At 49.9% G+C, this 16,992-nt stretch carries 9 protein-coding genes; all 9 read right to left on the bottom strand.

What is annotated here, in order from left to right; genetic code table 11:
• Window positions 1-107 precede the first annotated feature (107 nt).
• Window positions 108-2,774 (bottom strand): hypothetical protein, encoded by a 2,667-nt coding sequence (locus tag ACO6V5_RS14350; RefSeq protein WP_422492123.1) that lies wholly within the window; start codon window positions 2,772-2,774, stop codon window positions 108-110.
• A 131-nt stretch (window positions 2,775-2,905) separates the two neighbouring features.
• Window positions 2,906-5,389, bottom strand: a complete 2,484-nt coding sequence (locus ACO6V5_RS14345) for a hypothetical protein (protein WP_422413489.1) — start codon at window positions 5,387-5,389, stop codon at window positions 2,906-2,908.
• The gene (locus ACO6V5_RS14340; RefSeq protein WP_422442185.1) at window positions 5,361-7,580 is read right to left on the bottom strand and encodes a hypothetical protein; all 2,220 of its coding nucleotides are present in this window, start codon (window positions 7,578-7,580) and stop codon (window positions 5,361-5,363) included. Before ACO6V5_RS14340 ends, ACO6V5_RS14345 begins: the two co-directional genes overlap by 29 nt.
• A gap of 180 nt (window positions 7,581-7,760) precedes the next feature.
• Complete coding sequence (locus ACO6V5_RS14335; RefSeq protein WP_422132394.1) at window positions 7,761-7,961, bottom strand: hypothetical protein; 201 nt, start codon at window positions 7,959-7,961, stop codon at window positions 7,761-7,763.
• 81 nt (window positions 7,962-8,042) lie between these two features.
• Window positions 8,043-10,133: a hypothetical protein gene (locus ACO6V5_RS14330; RefSeq protein ID WP_422442187.1), complete on the bottom strand. Its 2,091-nt coding sequence runs from the start codon at window positions 10,131-10,133 to the stop codon at window positions 8,043-8,045.
• A gap of 180 nt (window positions 10,134-10,313) precedes the next feature.
• Window positions 10,314-10,535 (bottom strand): hypothetical protein, encoded by a 222-nt coding sequence (locus ACO6V5_RS14325; RefSeq protein WP_422442188.1) that lies wholly within the window; start codon window positions 10,533-10,535, stop codon window positions 10,314-10,316.
• 81 nt (window positions 10,536-10,616) lie between these two features.
• The gene (locus tag ACO6V5_RS14320; protein WP_422442190.1) at window positions 10,617-12,779 is read right to left on the bottom strand and encodes a hypothetical protein; all 2,163 of its coding nucleotides are present in this window, start codon (window positions 12,777-12,779) and stop codon (window positions 10,617-10,619) included.
• A gap of 132 nt (window positions 12,780-12,911) precedes the next feature.
• On the bottom strand, window positions 12,912-14,591 hold the full coding sequence (locus ACO6V5_RS14315) for a hypothetical protein (RefSeq protein WP_422412489.1): 1,680 nt from the start codon (window positions 14,589-14,591) through the stop codon (window positions 12,912-12,914).
• 150 nt (window positions 14,592-14,741) lie between these two features.
• A complete protein-coding gene (locus ACO6V5_RS14310; protein ID WP_422412491.1) occupies window positions 14,742-16,868 on the bottom strand; it encodes a hypothetical protein in 2,127 nt (708 codons plus the stop codon).
• Window positions 16,869-16,992: the final 124 nt, after the last annotated feature.

Raw genomic sequence — 16,992 nt, 5'->3', positions numbered from 1 at the left:
CAGAGAAGAAGAATAGATCAAGAAAATAAGGACGTATTCTGTCAAAGTCTCTCTGTTAAAGATCATTACTGATTCGTTTTAGCTTCTGGATGAGTGAGGTTATTGTCCTACTTATCAACAGGCTTGCGTTTTCGATGTACTCTTTTGTGACTTGAGAGATCTTGAGCATTTTTGCAGGCCATCCCGCATAGCTCTGACTGGCCATCCTCTGTGATCAGGATTTCGTTGCAGGTTTGTTGTCCGCTGTGCTCTTTTCTTTTGTGATACGACAGAGCTCCAGAGTTCCTGCATATCATCCCGCATGGCTGCGGCTGGCCATCCTTCGCAATCACGGTCGAGTCACAGGCTCTTTGCCCGCTGTGGAATTTGCTTTTGTGAGTTGACAGGGCTTGAGCACTCTTGCAGACCTTAGCGCACAAACGCGGTTGGTGATCCTCGCCAACCATGGTCACGTCACAGGTTTTTTGCCTGGTGTGTTGGCATCTTTTGTGATCCCACAGTGCTCTGCGGTTGTTGCAGACCTTCCCGCATGGTCGCGGCTGGCCGCCTTTCCCAACGACGGTAAAGTCACAGGTTTTTTGCCCACTGTGCGATTTGCTTTTGTGAATTGACAGGGCTTGAGCATTCTTGCAGACCTCTCCACATGGCCGCGATTGATGATCCTCATCAACCAGGGGAAAGTCACAGGTTTGTTGTCCGCTGTGGTATCTGCTTATGTGAACGGAGAAGTCAAAGGCACTCTTGAGGACTCTACCGCACGGCTGCTGCCGACCATCCTTTTCGACCACAGTTAGTTCACATACCTTTTGCCCGGTGTGGAGTCTTCTTTTGTGATTCGAAAAATCTTTAGCATTCTTGCAGACTGTCCTGCATGGTAGTAGCTGGCCATCTTCACCAATCACTGTCGTATAACAGGTTCTTTGCCCACTGTGGAGTCTGCTTTTGTGACTTGACAGGGCTTGAGGACTTTTGAAGACCTTTCCGCACAGCCGCAGTTGTTGATCTTCGTCTACCACGGTCAATTGACAGATTTGTTGCTCGGCGTGGAAGTTTCTTTTGTGATCCGACAGAGTTTCGTAATTCTTGCAGACCATCCCGCATGGCCTCGGCTGGCCATCCTTACCTACCACAGCTGAGTCACAGGTTTTTTTCCCGCTGTGCGATCTCTTTTTGTGACTTGCCAGGGCTTGAGCATTCTTGCAGACCTTTCCGCATGGCTGCGGTCTTTGATCCTCGCCAAAGAAGGTAAAGTCACAGGTTTTTTGTCCGGTGTGGTATCCGCTTTTGTGAACGGAGAGGGCACAGGCACTTTTGCAGACTTTCCCGCATGGCTTCTGCTGACCATCCTTCCCGACCAAGGTCACGTCACAGGTTTGTTGCCCGCTATGCAATCTTCTTTTGTGATCCGAAAAAGCTTTAGCGTTTTTACAGATTGCCCTGCATGGCAGCAACTGGCCATTTTTTCCGATCACTGTAACGTCACAGATTTGTTGTTTGCCGTGGACTCTGTTTTTGTGAAGCGACACTGCATAAGCATTCTTGAAGACCTTCCCACATGGCCGTGGCCTGCCATCTTCCCCGACAATTTTCTCTATACAGGTTGTTTGCCCGTTGTGGAATTTGCTTTTGTGAATTGACAGGGCTTGAGCACTCTTGCAGATCTTTCCGCATGACAGCTGCTGGCCATTCCCCCTGGTCACGGTAACATCACAGGTTTGTTGCCCGGTGTGGAAGCTTCTTTTGTGAGACGACAGAGAATTAGCATTTTGGTAAGCCTTTCCACAGGGGCGCAGCTGGCCATCCTTCCTGAATACGATCACTTCACAGATGTTTTGCCTGGTATGGACTCTTCTTTGGTGATTCGACAGGGCTTTGGCACTCTTTAAGACTCTCTTGCATTGTCGAAGCAGACCATCTTTCCCGACCAGCATCACGTTGCAGGTTGATTGCCCGGCAGGGGCTGGTGTATCGGTTGCCCCTGCAGCTATTGAGTTCTGGGCGACCCCGTCTGAGGCGACCCCGTCTGAGGCGACCCCGTCTTCACAATTCAGAGACCGTTCAACTGGTTCCATGCTTTTGGGAGATGGTCGGAATTTACAGACGCCACAACAGGTTTGGACAAAACAATTTAAACCCAAAGTATGCTGCTGTTGTTGAGGGTCTTCGTTACCGTCAACCGAGCGAAAATACAGGACGCTGGTGGAGTAGCCTGTGGCCAGCGTGGCATGCTGGCCGGAAGATTCTGTTGTCTGGTCTCGTTGCTGACAAGGTTGTTGGTTATGGTCGGAGCCAAACATTATAACGATGTTGGTAAATGGTTGATCCCCTTGTCTCAGGATGGATGTCGCCTCTTGATGCTTCATCAGGTCAGACAGCAGTATGCCGGGGCTCCAATAGTCTTTTAAAATCCAACCGAAAGCTATAGCCGCTTCCACCGGTAGCCATGAACAAGATGTTGAACTCAGAGGAGAGACTCTGGTGATAAAGATGAGTTCGAAGGCAGCCAGAAGATTCGTGGCGTAAAGCCATCGCCAGGAAATCGACTCAATAATGGTTGTTTTTACTTCGTAATTGTTAGTTATCTGTCGTCTATTGTCGGGTGGTAAATCTGATCTTGCATAACCGTTTGTGTCGGCAAGGCCTGAAGGGTTATCTGACCATTTACTCTGGTATGGCTTTATTGAAAAGCTCTGGTTTGGAAGACCTGCACTCTTTTGAAACTCGACAATAAAATGCTTTGTCAACAGTTCGGCCTGACTGAAGACAGATAACAACGGTAGCAGCAACAGTGCTGCAGAGAGTGAGAGTTTAATAATTTTATCCTTGGCGATCGGGTTTACAGAAAGGAAGGATAGATCAAGAAAATAAGGGTGTTACTCCATCAAAAACCTTCAATTAAAGATCATTACCTGTTGGCTTTACCTTCTGAAGCACTGAGGTCAGCGTTCTGGCTCACATCAACAGGCTTGCGTTTTCGATGTGTTCCTTTGTGATTCGAGAGATCTTGAGCACTTTTGCAGACCTTCCCGCATCGCCGCTGCTGGCCGTTTACCCCAAGCATGGTCGTGTTACAGGTTTGTTGCCCGCTGTGGTATCTGCTTTTGTGAACGGAGAGAGCACTGGCATTCTTGCAAATTTTCCCACATGGCTGCTGCTGACCCTCCTTTCCGACCAGGATCTCGTCACAGGTTTTTGGCCCGGTGTGGTCCCTTCTTTTGTGATTCGACAGAGTTCCATAACTCCTGCAGACCATCCCGCATGGCCGCAGCTGGCCATCCTCCCCAATCACGCTAGAATTACAGGTTCTTTCTCCACTGTGGAATGAGCTTTTGTGAGTTGAAAGGGCTTTAGCATTCTTGTAGATATTTCCGCATGGCCGCAGTTGGCCATCCTCCCCAATCACTTTAGAGTTACAGGTTTTTTGCCCGGTGTGGTGTCTTCTTTTGTGATCCGAAAGAGCCCGAGAATCCCTGCAGACTAACCCACATGGTCGTGGCAGGTTATTCTCCCCAATCACGATCGAGTTGCAGGTTTTCTGGCCGCTGTGGAATTTGTATTTGTGATTTGACAGGGTTTGGGCACTCCGGAAGACCCTTCCGCATGGCCATGATTGCTGATCCTCGCTAACCACGGTCACGCTACAGATTTTTTGCCCTCCGTGGAATTTGTCTTTGTGATACGTCAGGCTAGCGCTCCTGCAGACAGTTCCGCATGGCTGCTGCTGGCCATTCACCCCGATCACAGTGACGTCACAGATTTGTCTCCCGGGGTGGAAGTTTCTTTTATGAGACCATAGAGAATGAGCATTTTTGCAGACTGTTCCGCATGGCCGCAGTTGGTTGTCCTCGCCAACCAGGGGAAAGTCACAGATTTTTTGCCCGCTATGGTATCCGCTTTTGTGAACGGACAGGGCAAGGGCATTCTTGCAGACTTTCCCGCATGGCCGCTGCTGACCATACTCCCCGACTGTGGTTAAATCACAGGTTTGTTGCCCGGTATGGTATCCGCTTTTGTGAACGGAGAGGGCAAGGGCATTTTTGTAGACTTTCCCACATGGTTGCGACTTACCATTTTCCCCGATAATGGCCAAGTCACAGGTTTTTTGCCCGCTGTGTAATTTACTTTTGTGAATCAACAGGGCTTTAGCATTCTTGAAGACTCTCCCGCATTGCTGAAGCTGGCCACCCTCCCCAACTACTACTTCTACATTGCAGGTTATCTGCCCGGCAGAGGCTCTTGTCTCGGTTGTTCCTGCACACATTGAGTTCGGGGCGACCCCGTCTAAGGCGACCCCGTCAAAGACGAACTCGTCTAGGGCGAACTCGTCTAGGGCGAACTCGTCCAGGGCGAACTCGTCTAGGGCGAACTCGTCCAGGGCGAACTCGTCTAGGGCGAACTCGTCCAGGGCGAACTCGTCTAGGGCGAACTCGTCTAGGGCGACCCCGTCTAAGGCGACCCCGTCTAAGGCGACCCCGTCTTCACAATTCAACAACCATTCAGCTGGCCCCGTGCTTTCGGAAGATGGTCGGAATATACAAACGCCATAACAGGGCTGGACGAGGCAATTTAAACCCAATGTGTGCTGCTGCTGTTGAGGATCTTCATTACCGTCCCCCGAGCGAGAATACAGGACGCTGGTAAAATAGCTTACGGCCATCGGGGTCTGCTGCCCGGTTGATTCTGATCGCTGGTCCTGTTGCTGACAAGGTTGTTGGTTATTTCCAGAGCCAAACATTATAGCGATGTTGCTAAATGGCTGATTCTCCTGTTTCAGGATGGATGTCGCCTCTTGTTGTTCCTCTTGATGTTCTATCGGGTTAAACATCAGTGAATTGAGATTCCAATAACTTTTTAAAAACCAACCGACAGTTACAGCCGCTTCTACCGGTAGCCATGAACAGGGTGTGGAGCCCAGAGGTGTGAGGTCTCTGGTAATTAGGGGCGGGTCGAAGGCAGCCAGCAGATTCGTGGCGTAAAGCCATTGCCAGGAAATCGACTCAATGATAGTTTTTTTTACTCCATAATTGGGGGTTATTTGTCGTGTGTTATCGGTGGCTAAATCTGGCCTTGCATAGCCGTTTTGGCAGGCAGGGCCAGACGGGATATACGACCATGTACGCTGTTCCGGGTTTATTGAAAAGCTCTGTTTTGGAAGGCCTGCACTCTGTTGAAGCTCGACAATAAAATGGCTTGTCAACGGTTCGGCCTGGCCGATGACGGGCAATAAAGCTGACAGCAACTGCAGTGCCGCATGGAGTGAGAGTTCAATAATTCTACCCTTGCGTTCTGGTTTACAGAAAGGAAGGATAGACCAGAAAAATAAGGGTGTTACTCTGTCAATAACCTTCAGTTGAAGACCGTTATCTGTCGGCTCTACCTTTTGGACCACTGACATCATCATCCTGTTTCACATCAACAGGCTTGCGTTTTCGATGTGTTCTTTTGTGATTTGAGAGATCTTTATTATTTTTGCAGACCTTCCCGCATGGCTGCGGCTGGCCTTCCACCCCAATCACGGTCGTGTTACAGGTTTTTTGTCCGCTGTGGCAATTGCTTTTGTGATTTGACAGGGCTCGAGCACACTTGAAGACTTTTGCGCATGGTCGCGGTTGCTGATTCTCACCAATCACGGTCACGTCACATTTTTTTTGCCCTGTGTGGTATCCGCTTTTGTGAATGGAGAGGGCACTGGCATTCTTGCAGACTTTCCCGCATGGACGTGGCTGGCCATCCTCCCAGACCAGTGTCACGTCACAGATTTTTAGCTTGGTGTGGTTTCTTCTTTTGTGATCCGACAGAGCTCCATAATTCCTGCAGACCATCCCGCATGGCCGCAGCTGGCCATTATCCCCAACCACGGTTGAGTTACAGGTTCTTGGTCCACTGTGGAATGTGCTTTTGTGAGTAGACAGGGCTTTAGCATTCTTGCAGATATTTCCGCATGGCCTCATTTGGCCATCCTCCCCAATCACGTTAGAGCTACAGATTTTTTGCCCGGTGTGGTCTCTTCTTTTGTGATCCGAAAGAGTTTGAGAATCCTTGCAGACTACCCCGCATCGCTGCGGCAGGTCATTCTCGCCAATCAGGGTCGAGTTACAGGCTTTTTGGCCGCTGTGGAATTTGCGTTTGTGATTTGACAGGCTTTGAGCACTCTCGCAGACCCTTCCGCACGGCCATGATTGGTAATCCTCGCCAACCACGGTCACGTCACAGGTTTGTTGCCCTCTGTGGTATCTGCTTTTGTGAGCCGACAGGGCAGGAGGATTTTTGCAGACCTTCCTGCATTGTCGAAACTTGCCACCTTCCCCAACGACTATCATGTCACAGATTTGTTGCTTGCCGTGGAATCTGTATTTGTGGGACAACAGGGTGTGGGCATTCTTGCAGACCGTCCCGCATGGTTGCGGCTTGCCGTCTTCCGCGATCATTGTCACGTCGCAGGTTTTTTGCTCGCTATGGAATATTTTTTTGTGATACGACAGTTCTTGATTATTCCTGCAGGCTCTTCCACATGGCTGCTGCTGGCCATTCTCCCCGATCACTTTGACGTCACAGATTTGTTTCCCGGTGTGGAAGTTTCTTTTGTGAGACAACAGAGAGTTAACATTTTTGCAGACCTTTCCACATAGCTGCAGCTGGCCATCCTCCCTGAACACGGTCACGTCACAGGTTTTTTGCCTGGAATGGACTGTTCTTTTGTGATTCGACAAGGTTTGAGCACTCTTGAAGACTTTCTCGCATTGCCGAAGCTGGCCATCCTTTCCGACCACTATCATGTTGCATGCCTGCCAGGCAGGGGCCGATGTATTGGTTGCCCCTGAACCCATTGACTCCGTGTTGGCTCGATCCAAGGCGACCCCGTCTAAGGCGACCCCGTCTAAGGCGACCCCGTCTTCACAATTCAACGACCATTCAGCTGGCCCCGTGCTTTCGGAAGAGGGTTGGAATTTACAGACACCGTAACAGGGTTGGACGAAGCAATTTAAACCCAGAGTATGTTGCTGTTGTTGAGGGTCTTCGTTACCGTCACCCGAGCGAGAAGACAGGACGCTGGTAAAATAACTTATGGCCACCGAGGTCTGCTGGCCGGTTGATTCTGAGGGTTGGTCCTGTTGCACACAGGGTTGTTGATTATTTCCAGAGCCAAAGGTTATAGCGAGGTTGCTAAATGGCTGATCCCCCCATCTCAGGATGGATGTCGCCTCTTGATGTTTCTCTTGACGTCCCAGAGGGTTAAACAGCAGTAAATCGATACTCCAATAACTTTTTAAAAACCAACCGACAGCTATAGCCGCTTCTACCGGTAGCCATGAACAAGGTATGGAGCTCAGAGGCTTGGCGTCCCTGGTAGTAAAGGTCAGTTCGAAGGCAACCAGCAGACTCGTGGCATAGAGGCATTGCCAGGAAATCAAATCTATGATGGTTTTTTTTACTCCGTGATTGTTGGATATTTGTCGTTTTTTATCGGGCGGTAAATCTTGTCTTGCATGGCCATGTTTGTTGGCAGGGCCTGCACTCTCTTGAAGTTCGACAATAAAATGCTTTGTCAACGGTTCGCCGTGGCCGATGACGGGCAACAACGGTAGCAGCAACAGCAGTGCCGCAGAGAGTGAGAACTTAATAATTCTATCCTTGCGTTCTGTTTTACAGAAAGGAAGGATAGACCAGGAGAATAAGGATGTTACTTTATCGTTACTTTATCGAATGAGCGTAAAACCCCGTACTTTTAGAGGGTGTCGCAAAACTTCAACAGCTCGTTCTCACGCTCTGAAGTCGTCATTCCCGCGAAGGCGGGAATCCAGCGCCAACGGTGGATCTCTGCCTTCTCGGGGATGACAAGGCCAGGGGGACACCGGGCAGTATGGTTCTGGTGGAGAGTCAGTGTGGATTCCCGCCTTCGCGGGAATGACGAGAATGAAGCCGGGAATGACGAGAATGAAGCCGGCAATGACGGGAGTCAACGCGTTCCCACGCCGGAGAGAGTTTTGCGATACCCTCTTTAGGGTGGGGAGGATGTCAAGAAAACCTACAGTCGAAGACCATTACCTGTCGGCTTCGCCTTTTGGATTACTGAGATCATCATCCTGTTTCACATCAACAGGCTTGCGTTTTCGATGTGTTCCTTTGTGACTCAAGAGATCTTTAGCACTTTTGCAGACCTTCCCGCATGGCTGCGGCTGGCCGTCCAACCCAACTACGATCGTGTTACAGGTTTGTTGCCCGTTGTGGTATCTGCTTCTGTGAACGGAGAGAGCACTGGCATTCTTGCAGACTTTCCCGCATGGCTGCGGCAGGCCATCTTCCCCGACCACGGACACGTCACAGTTTTGTTGCCCTCTGTGGTATTTGCTTTTGTGAACCGACAGTGCCAGAGCATTTTTGCAGACCTTCTTGCATTGTCGCTGCTTGCCATCTTCCCCTACTGTTATCGCGTCACAGATTTTTTGCTCGCCGTGGACTCTGTATCTGTGGTACAACAGGGTATAAGTATTTTTGCAGATCCTCCCGCAGGGTTGCGGCTGGCCATCTTCCCCGATAATGGCCTCGTCACAGGTTTTTTGCTCGCCGTGGAATTTGTTTTTGTGTTCCGACAGGTTTTGAGCACTCCTGCAGACTGTTCCGCATGGCTGCTGCTGACCATTCCCCCCGATCACATTGACGGCACAGATTTGTTTCCCGGTGTGGAAGTTTCTTTTGTGAGACGACAGAGAATGAGTATTTTTGCAGACCTTTCCACATGGCTGCAGCTGGCCATTCTCCCCAACCACGGTTGAGTCACAGGTTTTTTGCCTGCTGTGGAATATGCTTTTGTGTCGTGACAGGGCTGCAGCATTCTTGCAGACTTTCCCACATGGTCGCGACTGGCCATTATCCCCAACCACGGTTGAGTCACAGGTTTTTTGCCCGCTGTGGAGTGTGCTTTTGTGTTGTGACAGGGCTGCAGCATTCTTGCAGACTTTCCCACATGGTCGCGGCTGGCCATTATCCCCAACCACGGTTGAGTCACAGGTTTTTTGCTCGCTGTGGAATGTGCTTTTGTGATGTTTCAGGGCTGCAGCATTCTTGCAGACTTTCCCGCACGGCTGATGACCATCCTCCCCGACCACGGTCACGTCACAGGTTTGTTGCCTGGTGTGGTAGAGTCTTTTGTGAGACGACAGAGAATCAGCATTTTTGTAGACTCTTCCGCATGGCTGCGGCTGGCCATCTTCCCTGAACACGGGCGCGTCACAGATTTTTTGCCTGGAATGGACTCTTTTTTTGTGATTACGCAGGGCTTGAGCAGTTTTGAAGATTCTCTTGCATTGCAGCAGCTGCCCGACCTCCCCAACCACTACCACGTTGCAGGTTGCCTGCCCGGTAGAGGCTCCCCTATCGGTTGTCTTTGTAGCCATTGAGTTCGGGGCGACCCCGTCTGAGGCGACCCCGTCTGAGGCGACCCCGTCTTCACAGTTCAGCGACCATTCAGCTGGCTCCGTGCTTTCGGAAGATGGTTGGAATTTACAGACACCATAACAGGGTTGGACGAAGCAATTTAAATCCAGAGTATGTTGCTGTTGTTGAGGGTCTTCGTTACCGTCACTCGAGCGAGAAGACAGGACTCTGGTGAAATAACTTATGGCCAGCGAGGTCTGCTGGCCGGTTGATTCTGAGGGTTGGTCCTGTTGCACACAGGGTTGTTGATTATTTCCAGAGCCAAAGGTTATAGCGAGGTTGCTAAATGGCTGATCCCCCCGTCTCAGGATGGATGTCGCCTCTTGATGTTTCTCTTGACGTCCCAGAGGGTTAAACAGCAGTAAATCGATACTCCAATAACTTTTTAAAAACCAACCGACAGCTATAGCCGCTTCTACCGGTAGCCATGAACAAGGTATGGAGCTCAGAGGCTTGGCGTCCCTGGTAGTAAAGGTCAGTTCGAAGGCAACCAGCAGACTCGTGGCATAGAGGCATTGCCAGGAAATCAACTCTATGATGGTTTTTTTTACTCCGTGATTGTTGGATATTTGTCGTTTTTTATCGGGCGGTAAATCTTGTCTTGCATGGCCATGTTTGTTGGCAGGGCCTGCACTCTCTTGAAGTTCGACAATAAAATGCTTTGTCAACGGTTCGCCGTGGCCGATGACGGGCAACAACGGTAGCAGCAACAGCAGTGCCGCAGAGAGTGAGAACTTAATAATTCTATCCTTGCGTTCTGTTTTACAGAAAGGAAGGATAGACCAGGAGAATAAGGATGTTACTTTATCGTTACTTCATCGAATGAGCGTAAAACCCCGTACTTTTAGAGGGTGTCGCAAAACTTCAACCGCTCGTTCTCACGCTCTGAAGTCGTCATTCCCGCGAAGGCGGGAATCCAGCGCCAACGGTGGATCTCTGCCTTCTCGGGGATGACAAGGCCAGGGGGACACCGGGCAGTAGGGTTCTGGTGGAGAGTCAGTGTGGATTCCCGCCTTCGCGGGAATGACGAGAATGAAGCCGGGAATGACGAGAATGAAGCCGGGAATGACGAGAATGAAGCCGGCAATGACGGGAGTCAACGCGTTCCCACGCCGGAGAGAGTTTTGCGATACCCTCTTTAGGGTGGGGAGGATGTCAAGAAAACCTACAGTCGAAGACCATTACCTGTCGGCTTCGCCTTTTGGATTACTGAGATCATCATCCTGTTTCACATCAACAGGCTTGCGTTTTCGATGTGTTCCTTTGTGACTCAGGAGATCTTCAGCACTTTTGCAGACCTTCCCGCATGGTCGCGGCTGGCCGTCCACCCCAATCACGGTCGTGCTACAGGTTTGTTGTCCGCTGTGGTATCTGCTTTTATGATTTGACAGGGCTCGAGCACACTTGAAGACCTTTGCGCATGGTCGTGGTTGCTGATTCTCACCAAACACGGTCACGTCACAGTTTTTTTGCCCTGTGTGGTATCCGCTTTTGTGAACGGAGAGGGCACAGGCATTCTTGCTGACTTTCCCGCATGGCCTCGACTGGCCATCCTCCAAGACCACGATTACGTCACAGATTTTTAGCTTGGTGTGGTGTCTTCTTTTGTGATCCGACAGGGCACGAGCATTCTTGTAGACCTTCCCGCATGGCTGCTGCTGACCATCCTCCCCAACCAGGGTCAAATGACAGGTTTGTTGTCCGGTATGATAGTTGCTTTTGTGAGCCGACAGGGCAGCAGCATTTTTGCAGACCTTCTTGCATTGTTGCTGCTTGCCACCTTCCCCGACGACTGTCGCGTCACAGATTTGTTGCTTGCCGTGGACTCTGTATTTGTGGAACAACAGGTTATAAGTATTCTTGCAGATCCTCCCGCAGGGTTGCGACTGGCCATCTTCCCCGATAATGGCCACGTTACAGGTTTTTTGCCCACCGTGGACTTTGATTTTGTGTTCCGACAGGTTTTGAGCACTCTTGCAGACTGTTCCGCATGGCTGCTGCTGGCCATTCCCCCCGATCACATTGACCTCACAGATTTGTTTCCCGGTGTGGGAGTTTCTTTTGTGAGACGACAGAGAATGAGCATTTTTGTAGACCTTTCCACATGGCCGCAGCTGGCCATTCTCCCCAACCACGGTTGAGTCACAGGTTTTTTGCTGACTGTGGAAGCGTCTTTTGTGAGATGACAGAGAATCAGCATTTTTGTAGAGCTTTCCACATGGCCGTAGCTGGCCATTCGCCCCAACCACAGTTGAATCACAGGTTTTTTGCCCGCTGTGGAATTTGCTTCTGTGATTTGACAGGGCTAGAGCATTCTTGCAGACTTTCCCGCATGGCCGCAGCGGGCCATTCTCCCCAATCACGGTCGAGTCACAGGTTTTTTGCCCGCTGTGGAATTTGCTTTTGTGATGTGACAGGGCTACAGCATTCTTGCAGACTTGCCCGCATTGCTGCTGACCATCTTCCCCGATCACGGAGACGTCACAGGTTTTTTGCCCGGTGTGGAAGCGTCTTTTGTGAGACGACAGAGAATCAGCATTTTTGTAGACTTTTCCGCATTGCAGCAGCTGCCCAACCTCCCCAACCACTACCAGGTTACAGGTTGCCTGCCCGGCAGAGGCCCCTCTATCGGTTGTCCTTATAGCCATTGAGTCCGGGGCGACCCCGTCTTCACAATTCAGCGACCATTCAGCTGGTCCCGTGCTTTCGGAAGATGGTTGGAATTTACAGACACCATAACAGGGCTGGACGAAGCAATTTAAACCCAGAGTATGCTGCTGTTGTTGAGGACCTTCTTCACCGTCCCCCGTGCGAGAATACTGGACGCTGGTGGAATAGCCTTTGGCTGCCGGAGCTTGCCGATCGGGTGATGCTGATGGCTGGTCCTGTTGCTGACAGGGTTGTTGATTATTTCCAGAGCCAAACGTTATAGCGATGTTGCTAAATAGCTGATCTCCCTGTCTCAGGATGGGTGTCGCCTCTTGCTGTTCCACCAAGTTAAACAACAATGAATTGATACTCCAATAACTTTTTAAAAACCAACCGACAGTCAGAGCCGCTTCTACCGGTAGCCATGAACAAGGTGTGGAGCTCAGAGTCGTGGCGTCTCTGGTGGTGAGGGTCAGTTCGAAGGCAACCAGCAGATTCGTGGCATAAAGCCATTGCCGGGAAATCGACTCAATGATAGCTTTTTTTACTCTATAATTGGTGAATATTTGTCGTTTGTTATCGAGCGGTAAGTCTTGTCTTGCATGGCCATTTTTGTTGGCATGACCTGCACTCTCTTGAAGCTCGACAATAAAATGCTTTGTCAACGGTTCGCCGAGGCCGATGACGGGCAACAACGTTAGCAGCAACAGCAGTGTCGCAGAGAGTGAGAACTTAATAATTCTATCCTTGCGTTCTGGTTTACAGAAAGAAAGGATAGACTAGGAGAATAAGGATGTTATTCTGTGAAAACCTTCAGTCGAAGACCGTTACCTGTCGGCTTTGCCTTTTGGATTACTGAGATCATCATCCTGTTTTACATCAACAGGCTTGCGTTTTCGATGGTCACATTTTTGTTGCCCTCTGTGGTATTTGCTTTTGTGAACCGACAGTGAAAGAGCATTTTTGCAGACCTTCTTGCATTGTCGCTGCCTGCCACCTCCCCCGAAGACTATCGCGTCACAGATTTGTTGCTTGCCGTGGACTCTGTACTTGTGGAACAACAGGTTATAAGTATTCTTGCAGATCCTCCCGCATGGCTGCGGCTGGCCATCTTCCCCGATAATGACCTCCTCACAGGTTTTTTGCTCGCCGTGGAATTTGTTTTTGTGTTCTGACAGGTTTTGAGCACTCCTGCAGACTGTTCCGCATGGCTGCTGCTGGCCATTCCCCCCGATCACATTGACGTCACAGATTTGTTTCCCGGTGTGGAAGTTTCTTTTGTGAGACGACAGAGAATGAGCACTTTTGCAGAGCTTTCCACATGGCCGCAGCTGGCCATTCTCCCCAGCCACGGTTGAGTCACAGGTTTGTTGCCCGGTGTGGAAGTTTCTTTTGTGAGACGACAGAGAATCAGCATTTTTGCAGAGCTTTCCACATGGCCGCAGCTGGCCATTCTCGTCAACCACGGATGAATTACAGGTTTTTTGTCCGCTGTGGAAGTTTCTTTTGTGAGACGACAGAGAATCAACATTTTTGTAGACTTTTCCGCATGGCCGCAGCTGGCCATCTTCCCTGAGCACGGCCACATCACAGATTTTTTGCCCGGTATGGACTCTTTTTTTGTGATTACGCAGGGCTTGAGCAGTTTTGAAGATTCTCTGGCATTGCTTCAGCTGCCCGACGTCCCCAAACACTACCACGTTGCAGGTTGCCTGCCCGGCAGAGGCCACCCTATCGGTTGCCCTTTTACCCATTGATTTCGAGGCGACCCCGTCTAAGGCGACCCCGTCTTCATAATTCAGCGACGATTCAGCTGGCCCCGTGCTTTCGGAAGAGGGTCGGAATTTACAAACACCATAACAGGGCTGGACGAAGCATTTTAAACCTAAGGTATGTTGCTGTTGTTGAGGGTCTTCGTTACCGTCACACGAGCGAGAATACAGGACACTGGTAGAATAGCCCGTGGCTACCGGAGCGTGCTGGCCGGATGATTCTGATGACTGGTCTTGTTGTTGACAGGGTTGTTGGTTATTTCCAGAGCCAAGCATTATAGCGATGTTGGTAAATGGTAGATCTCCATGTCTCAAAATGGATGTCGCCTCTTGTTGCTCCTCTTGATGCTCCATCGGATTAAACTGCAGTGAACTGGGGCTCCAATAGCTTTTCAAAAACCAACTGACAGCAATAGCGGCTTCTACAGGTAGCCATAAACAGGGCGTAGAGTTCAGATTGGAGACTCTGGCGGTAAAGATCAGTTCGACGGCAGTCAGCAAATTCGAGGCGTAAAGCCATCGCCAGGAAATTGACTCAATGATAGTTGTTTTTACTTCGTAATTGTTAGATATCTGACGTACATTACAGGATGGTAAATCTAGTCTTGAGTAAATGTCGATGTCGGCAACGCCTGACGGTTTATCCGACCATTTACTCCGGTATGACTCGATTGAAAAGCTCTGTTTTGGAAGACCTGAATTCTGTTGAAGCTCGACAATAAAACGACCTGTCAACGGTTCGGCCTTGCCGATGGCAGATAAGAACAGTAGCAGAAAAAGTGGTGTCGAAAAAAGTGAGTTTTTAATAATCCTGTCCTTGCGTTCCGATATACAGAAAGGAAGGATAGATCAAGAAAGTAAGCGTGTTTCCCTGTCAAAAACCTGCTATTGAAGATCGTTACTTATTTGCGTTATCTTTTGGGGGCTGAAGTCACCGTCCCGGTCAACATTTTCAGGCTTGCGTTTTCGATGTGTTCTTTTGTGATTCGACAGGGCGATAGCATTCTGGCAGACCTCTCCACACGATCGCCACTGGCCATCCTTCCCGACCACTCTAGCGTCACAGATTTGTTGCCCGGTATGGTCTTTTTTTTTGTGATCCGAGAGGGCTTGAATATTGTTGCAGACCTTTTCGCATGGTCGTTTTTTACCATCATTGCCGACCACTATCACATCACAGGTTCTTTGCCCGGTATGGTATTTGCACTTGTGATCAGAGAGGGCTCTGGCACTATTGTAGACCTTACCGCATGGCCGCTGCTGGTTATCCTCTCCGACCACGGTTGCTTCACAGGTTTTTTGTTCACTGTGGTTTCTGATTTTATGAGTCAACAGGGCCGCAAAATTTTTGCAGATCTTCCCGCATGTTCGCTGCTGGCTATCTTCTCCGACCAGTTTTATGTCACAGATTTGTTGTCCGGTGTGGTACCTTCTATTGTGATCCCGCAGGGTTTGAAGATTCCTGCAGACCTTTCTGCATGGCTGCTCCTTGCCGTCATTCCCGAGCAATGTCGCGTCACAGATTTGTTGTCCGGTGTGGTACCTTCTATTGTGATCCCGCAGGGCTTGAATATTCCTGCAGACCTTTCCACATGGCTGCTCCTTGCCGTCATCCCCGAGCAATGTCGCGTCACAGGTTTTTTGCCCGGTATGGTATTTGCCTTTGTGATCAGACAGGGCTCTGGCGCTACTGTAGCTCTTCCCGCATGTTCGCTGCAGGCCATCTTTTCCGATCACCATCAGATCACAGGTTTGTTGTCCGCCGTGGATTTTTCTTTTGTGATTCGTCAGGGCGCGAGCATTCAGGCAGACCTTTCTGCATGGTCGCCGCAGGCCATTTTCTCCGGTCACCATCAGAGTACAGGTTCTTTGTCCGCTGTGGGCTTTTCTTTTGTGATCCGTCAGGACGCGAGCGTTCTTGCAGACCTTTCCGCAAGGTCGCCGCAGGCCATCCTTCCTGACCACTCTTGCGTCGCAAGTTCTTTGCCCGGTGTGGTATCTGCTTTTGTGATTCGTCAGGACGGTAGCATTCTTGCAGACCTTTCCGCAAGGTCGCTGCAGGCCATCCTTCCCGACCACTTCTGCGTCGCAAGTTTTTTGCCCGCTGTGGTATCTGCTTTTGTGGGCCGACAGGGAGTGAATATTGTTGAAGACCTTCCCGCATGGTCGCCGTTGGCCATTCTCCTCGGCCAGCATCCAGTCACAAGTTCGTTTCCCGCTGTGGCTTCTGGCTTCACTTGTGCCTTTCTGAGAGAGATGGGGTGGGCTTTTCCCCCATTGGGATGGTTTTGTCGTTTGTTCTGTTACTAAAGTTTCCATTGACGGGGTGAAATGCACAGGCGCACAGGAAATTACGGTTTCTTTAAGAGGGCCTTGATTACGAAGACTGAGTAATCCGTTGATTATAATCAAATCATCAGAAGTGACAGACACACCCCCGGGCATTCGTAGATTATCAGGTTGATGTGCCTGAGGCTGAAAGGTTTGGCCAGAAGCCCATTGGCGCTGAAGACTATTCATTGATCGAAATCTGCAAACGCCATGACAAGGATAGATGAAACAGTTTAAATCTAATGTGTGTTGGTGTTGTTGAGGGGCTTCGTCACCATTACCAGAGCCCGAATACTGAACGCTGATGAAATAGCCTTTAGAGCGTTTAGGTGTTTCGGGTGCTTGCTGGTCAGATGATTCTGATGGTTGGCCTTGTTGTTCATCTCCGGAATCTGGCTCCATAGCAGTGACCACAAACGGGAGTCCCTCCTGTGTCAATATAGATTCAGACTGTCGTTCAATCGGTTTAAACAGCAGTGAATTGGGGTTCCAATAGCTTTTTAAAAGCCAGCCGACGGTGACAACCGTTTCTATCTGTAGCCATGGATAAGGGGTGGGACTCAGAGGGATGTCTTTGGTGGTCAGGATCAGCTCGTAAGCAAGCAGCAGGTTAGTGGCGTAGAGCCATTGCCAGGAAATTGACTCAATGAAGGTCATTTTTATGTCATAATTATACGTCATTTGACGTTCTAAATTTGTGTCAGCAACGTCTGACGGGTTACTCGCCAATTTAAGCCCGTCCGGCTTCATAGTAAAATTCTGGTTTAGAGTACTTGTATCCTGTTGCAGCTCAACTATAAAACGC

Origin of the sequence: Endozoicomonas sp. ALD068, from assembly GCF_049310145.1 — a bacterium.
Lineage (GTDB): Bacteria > Pseudomonadota > Gammaproteobacteria > Pseudomonadales > Endozoicomonadaceae > Endozoicomonas_A.
Note: the sequence above shows the minus strand (reverse complement) of the source record. Positions and strands in the feature narration are given on the sequence as shown.

Bases quoted from the DNA above. Each gene is read 5' to 3' on its own strand.
- ACO6V5_RS14310 (WP_422412491.1), bottom strand. From the start codon at position 16,868: ATGACGTATAATTATGACATAAAAATGACCTTCATTGAGTCAATTTCC.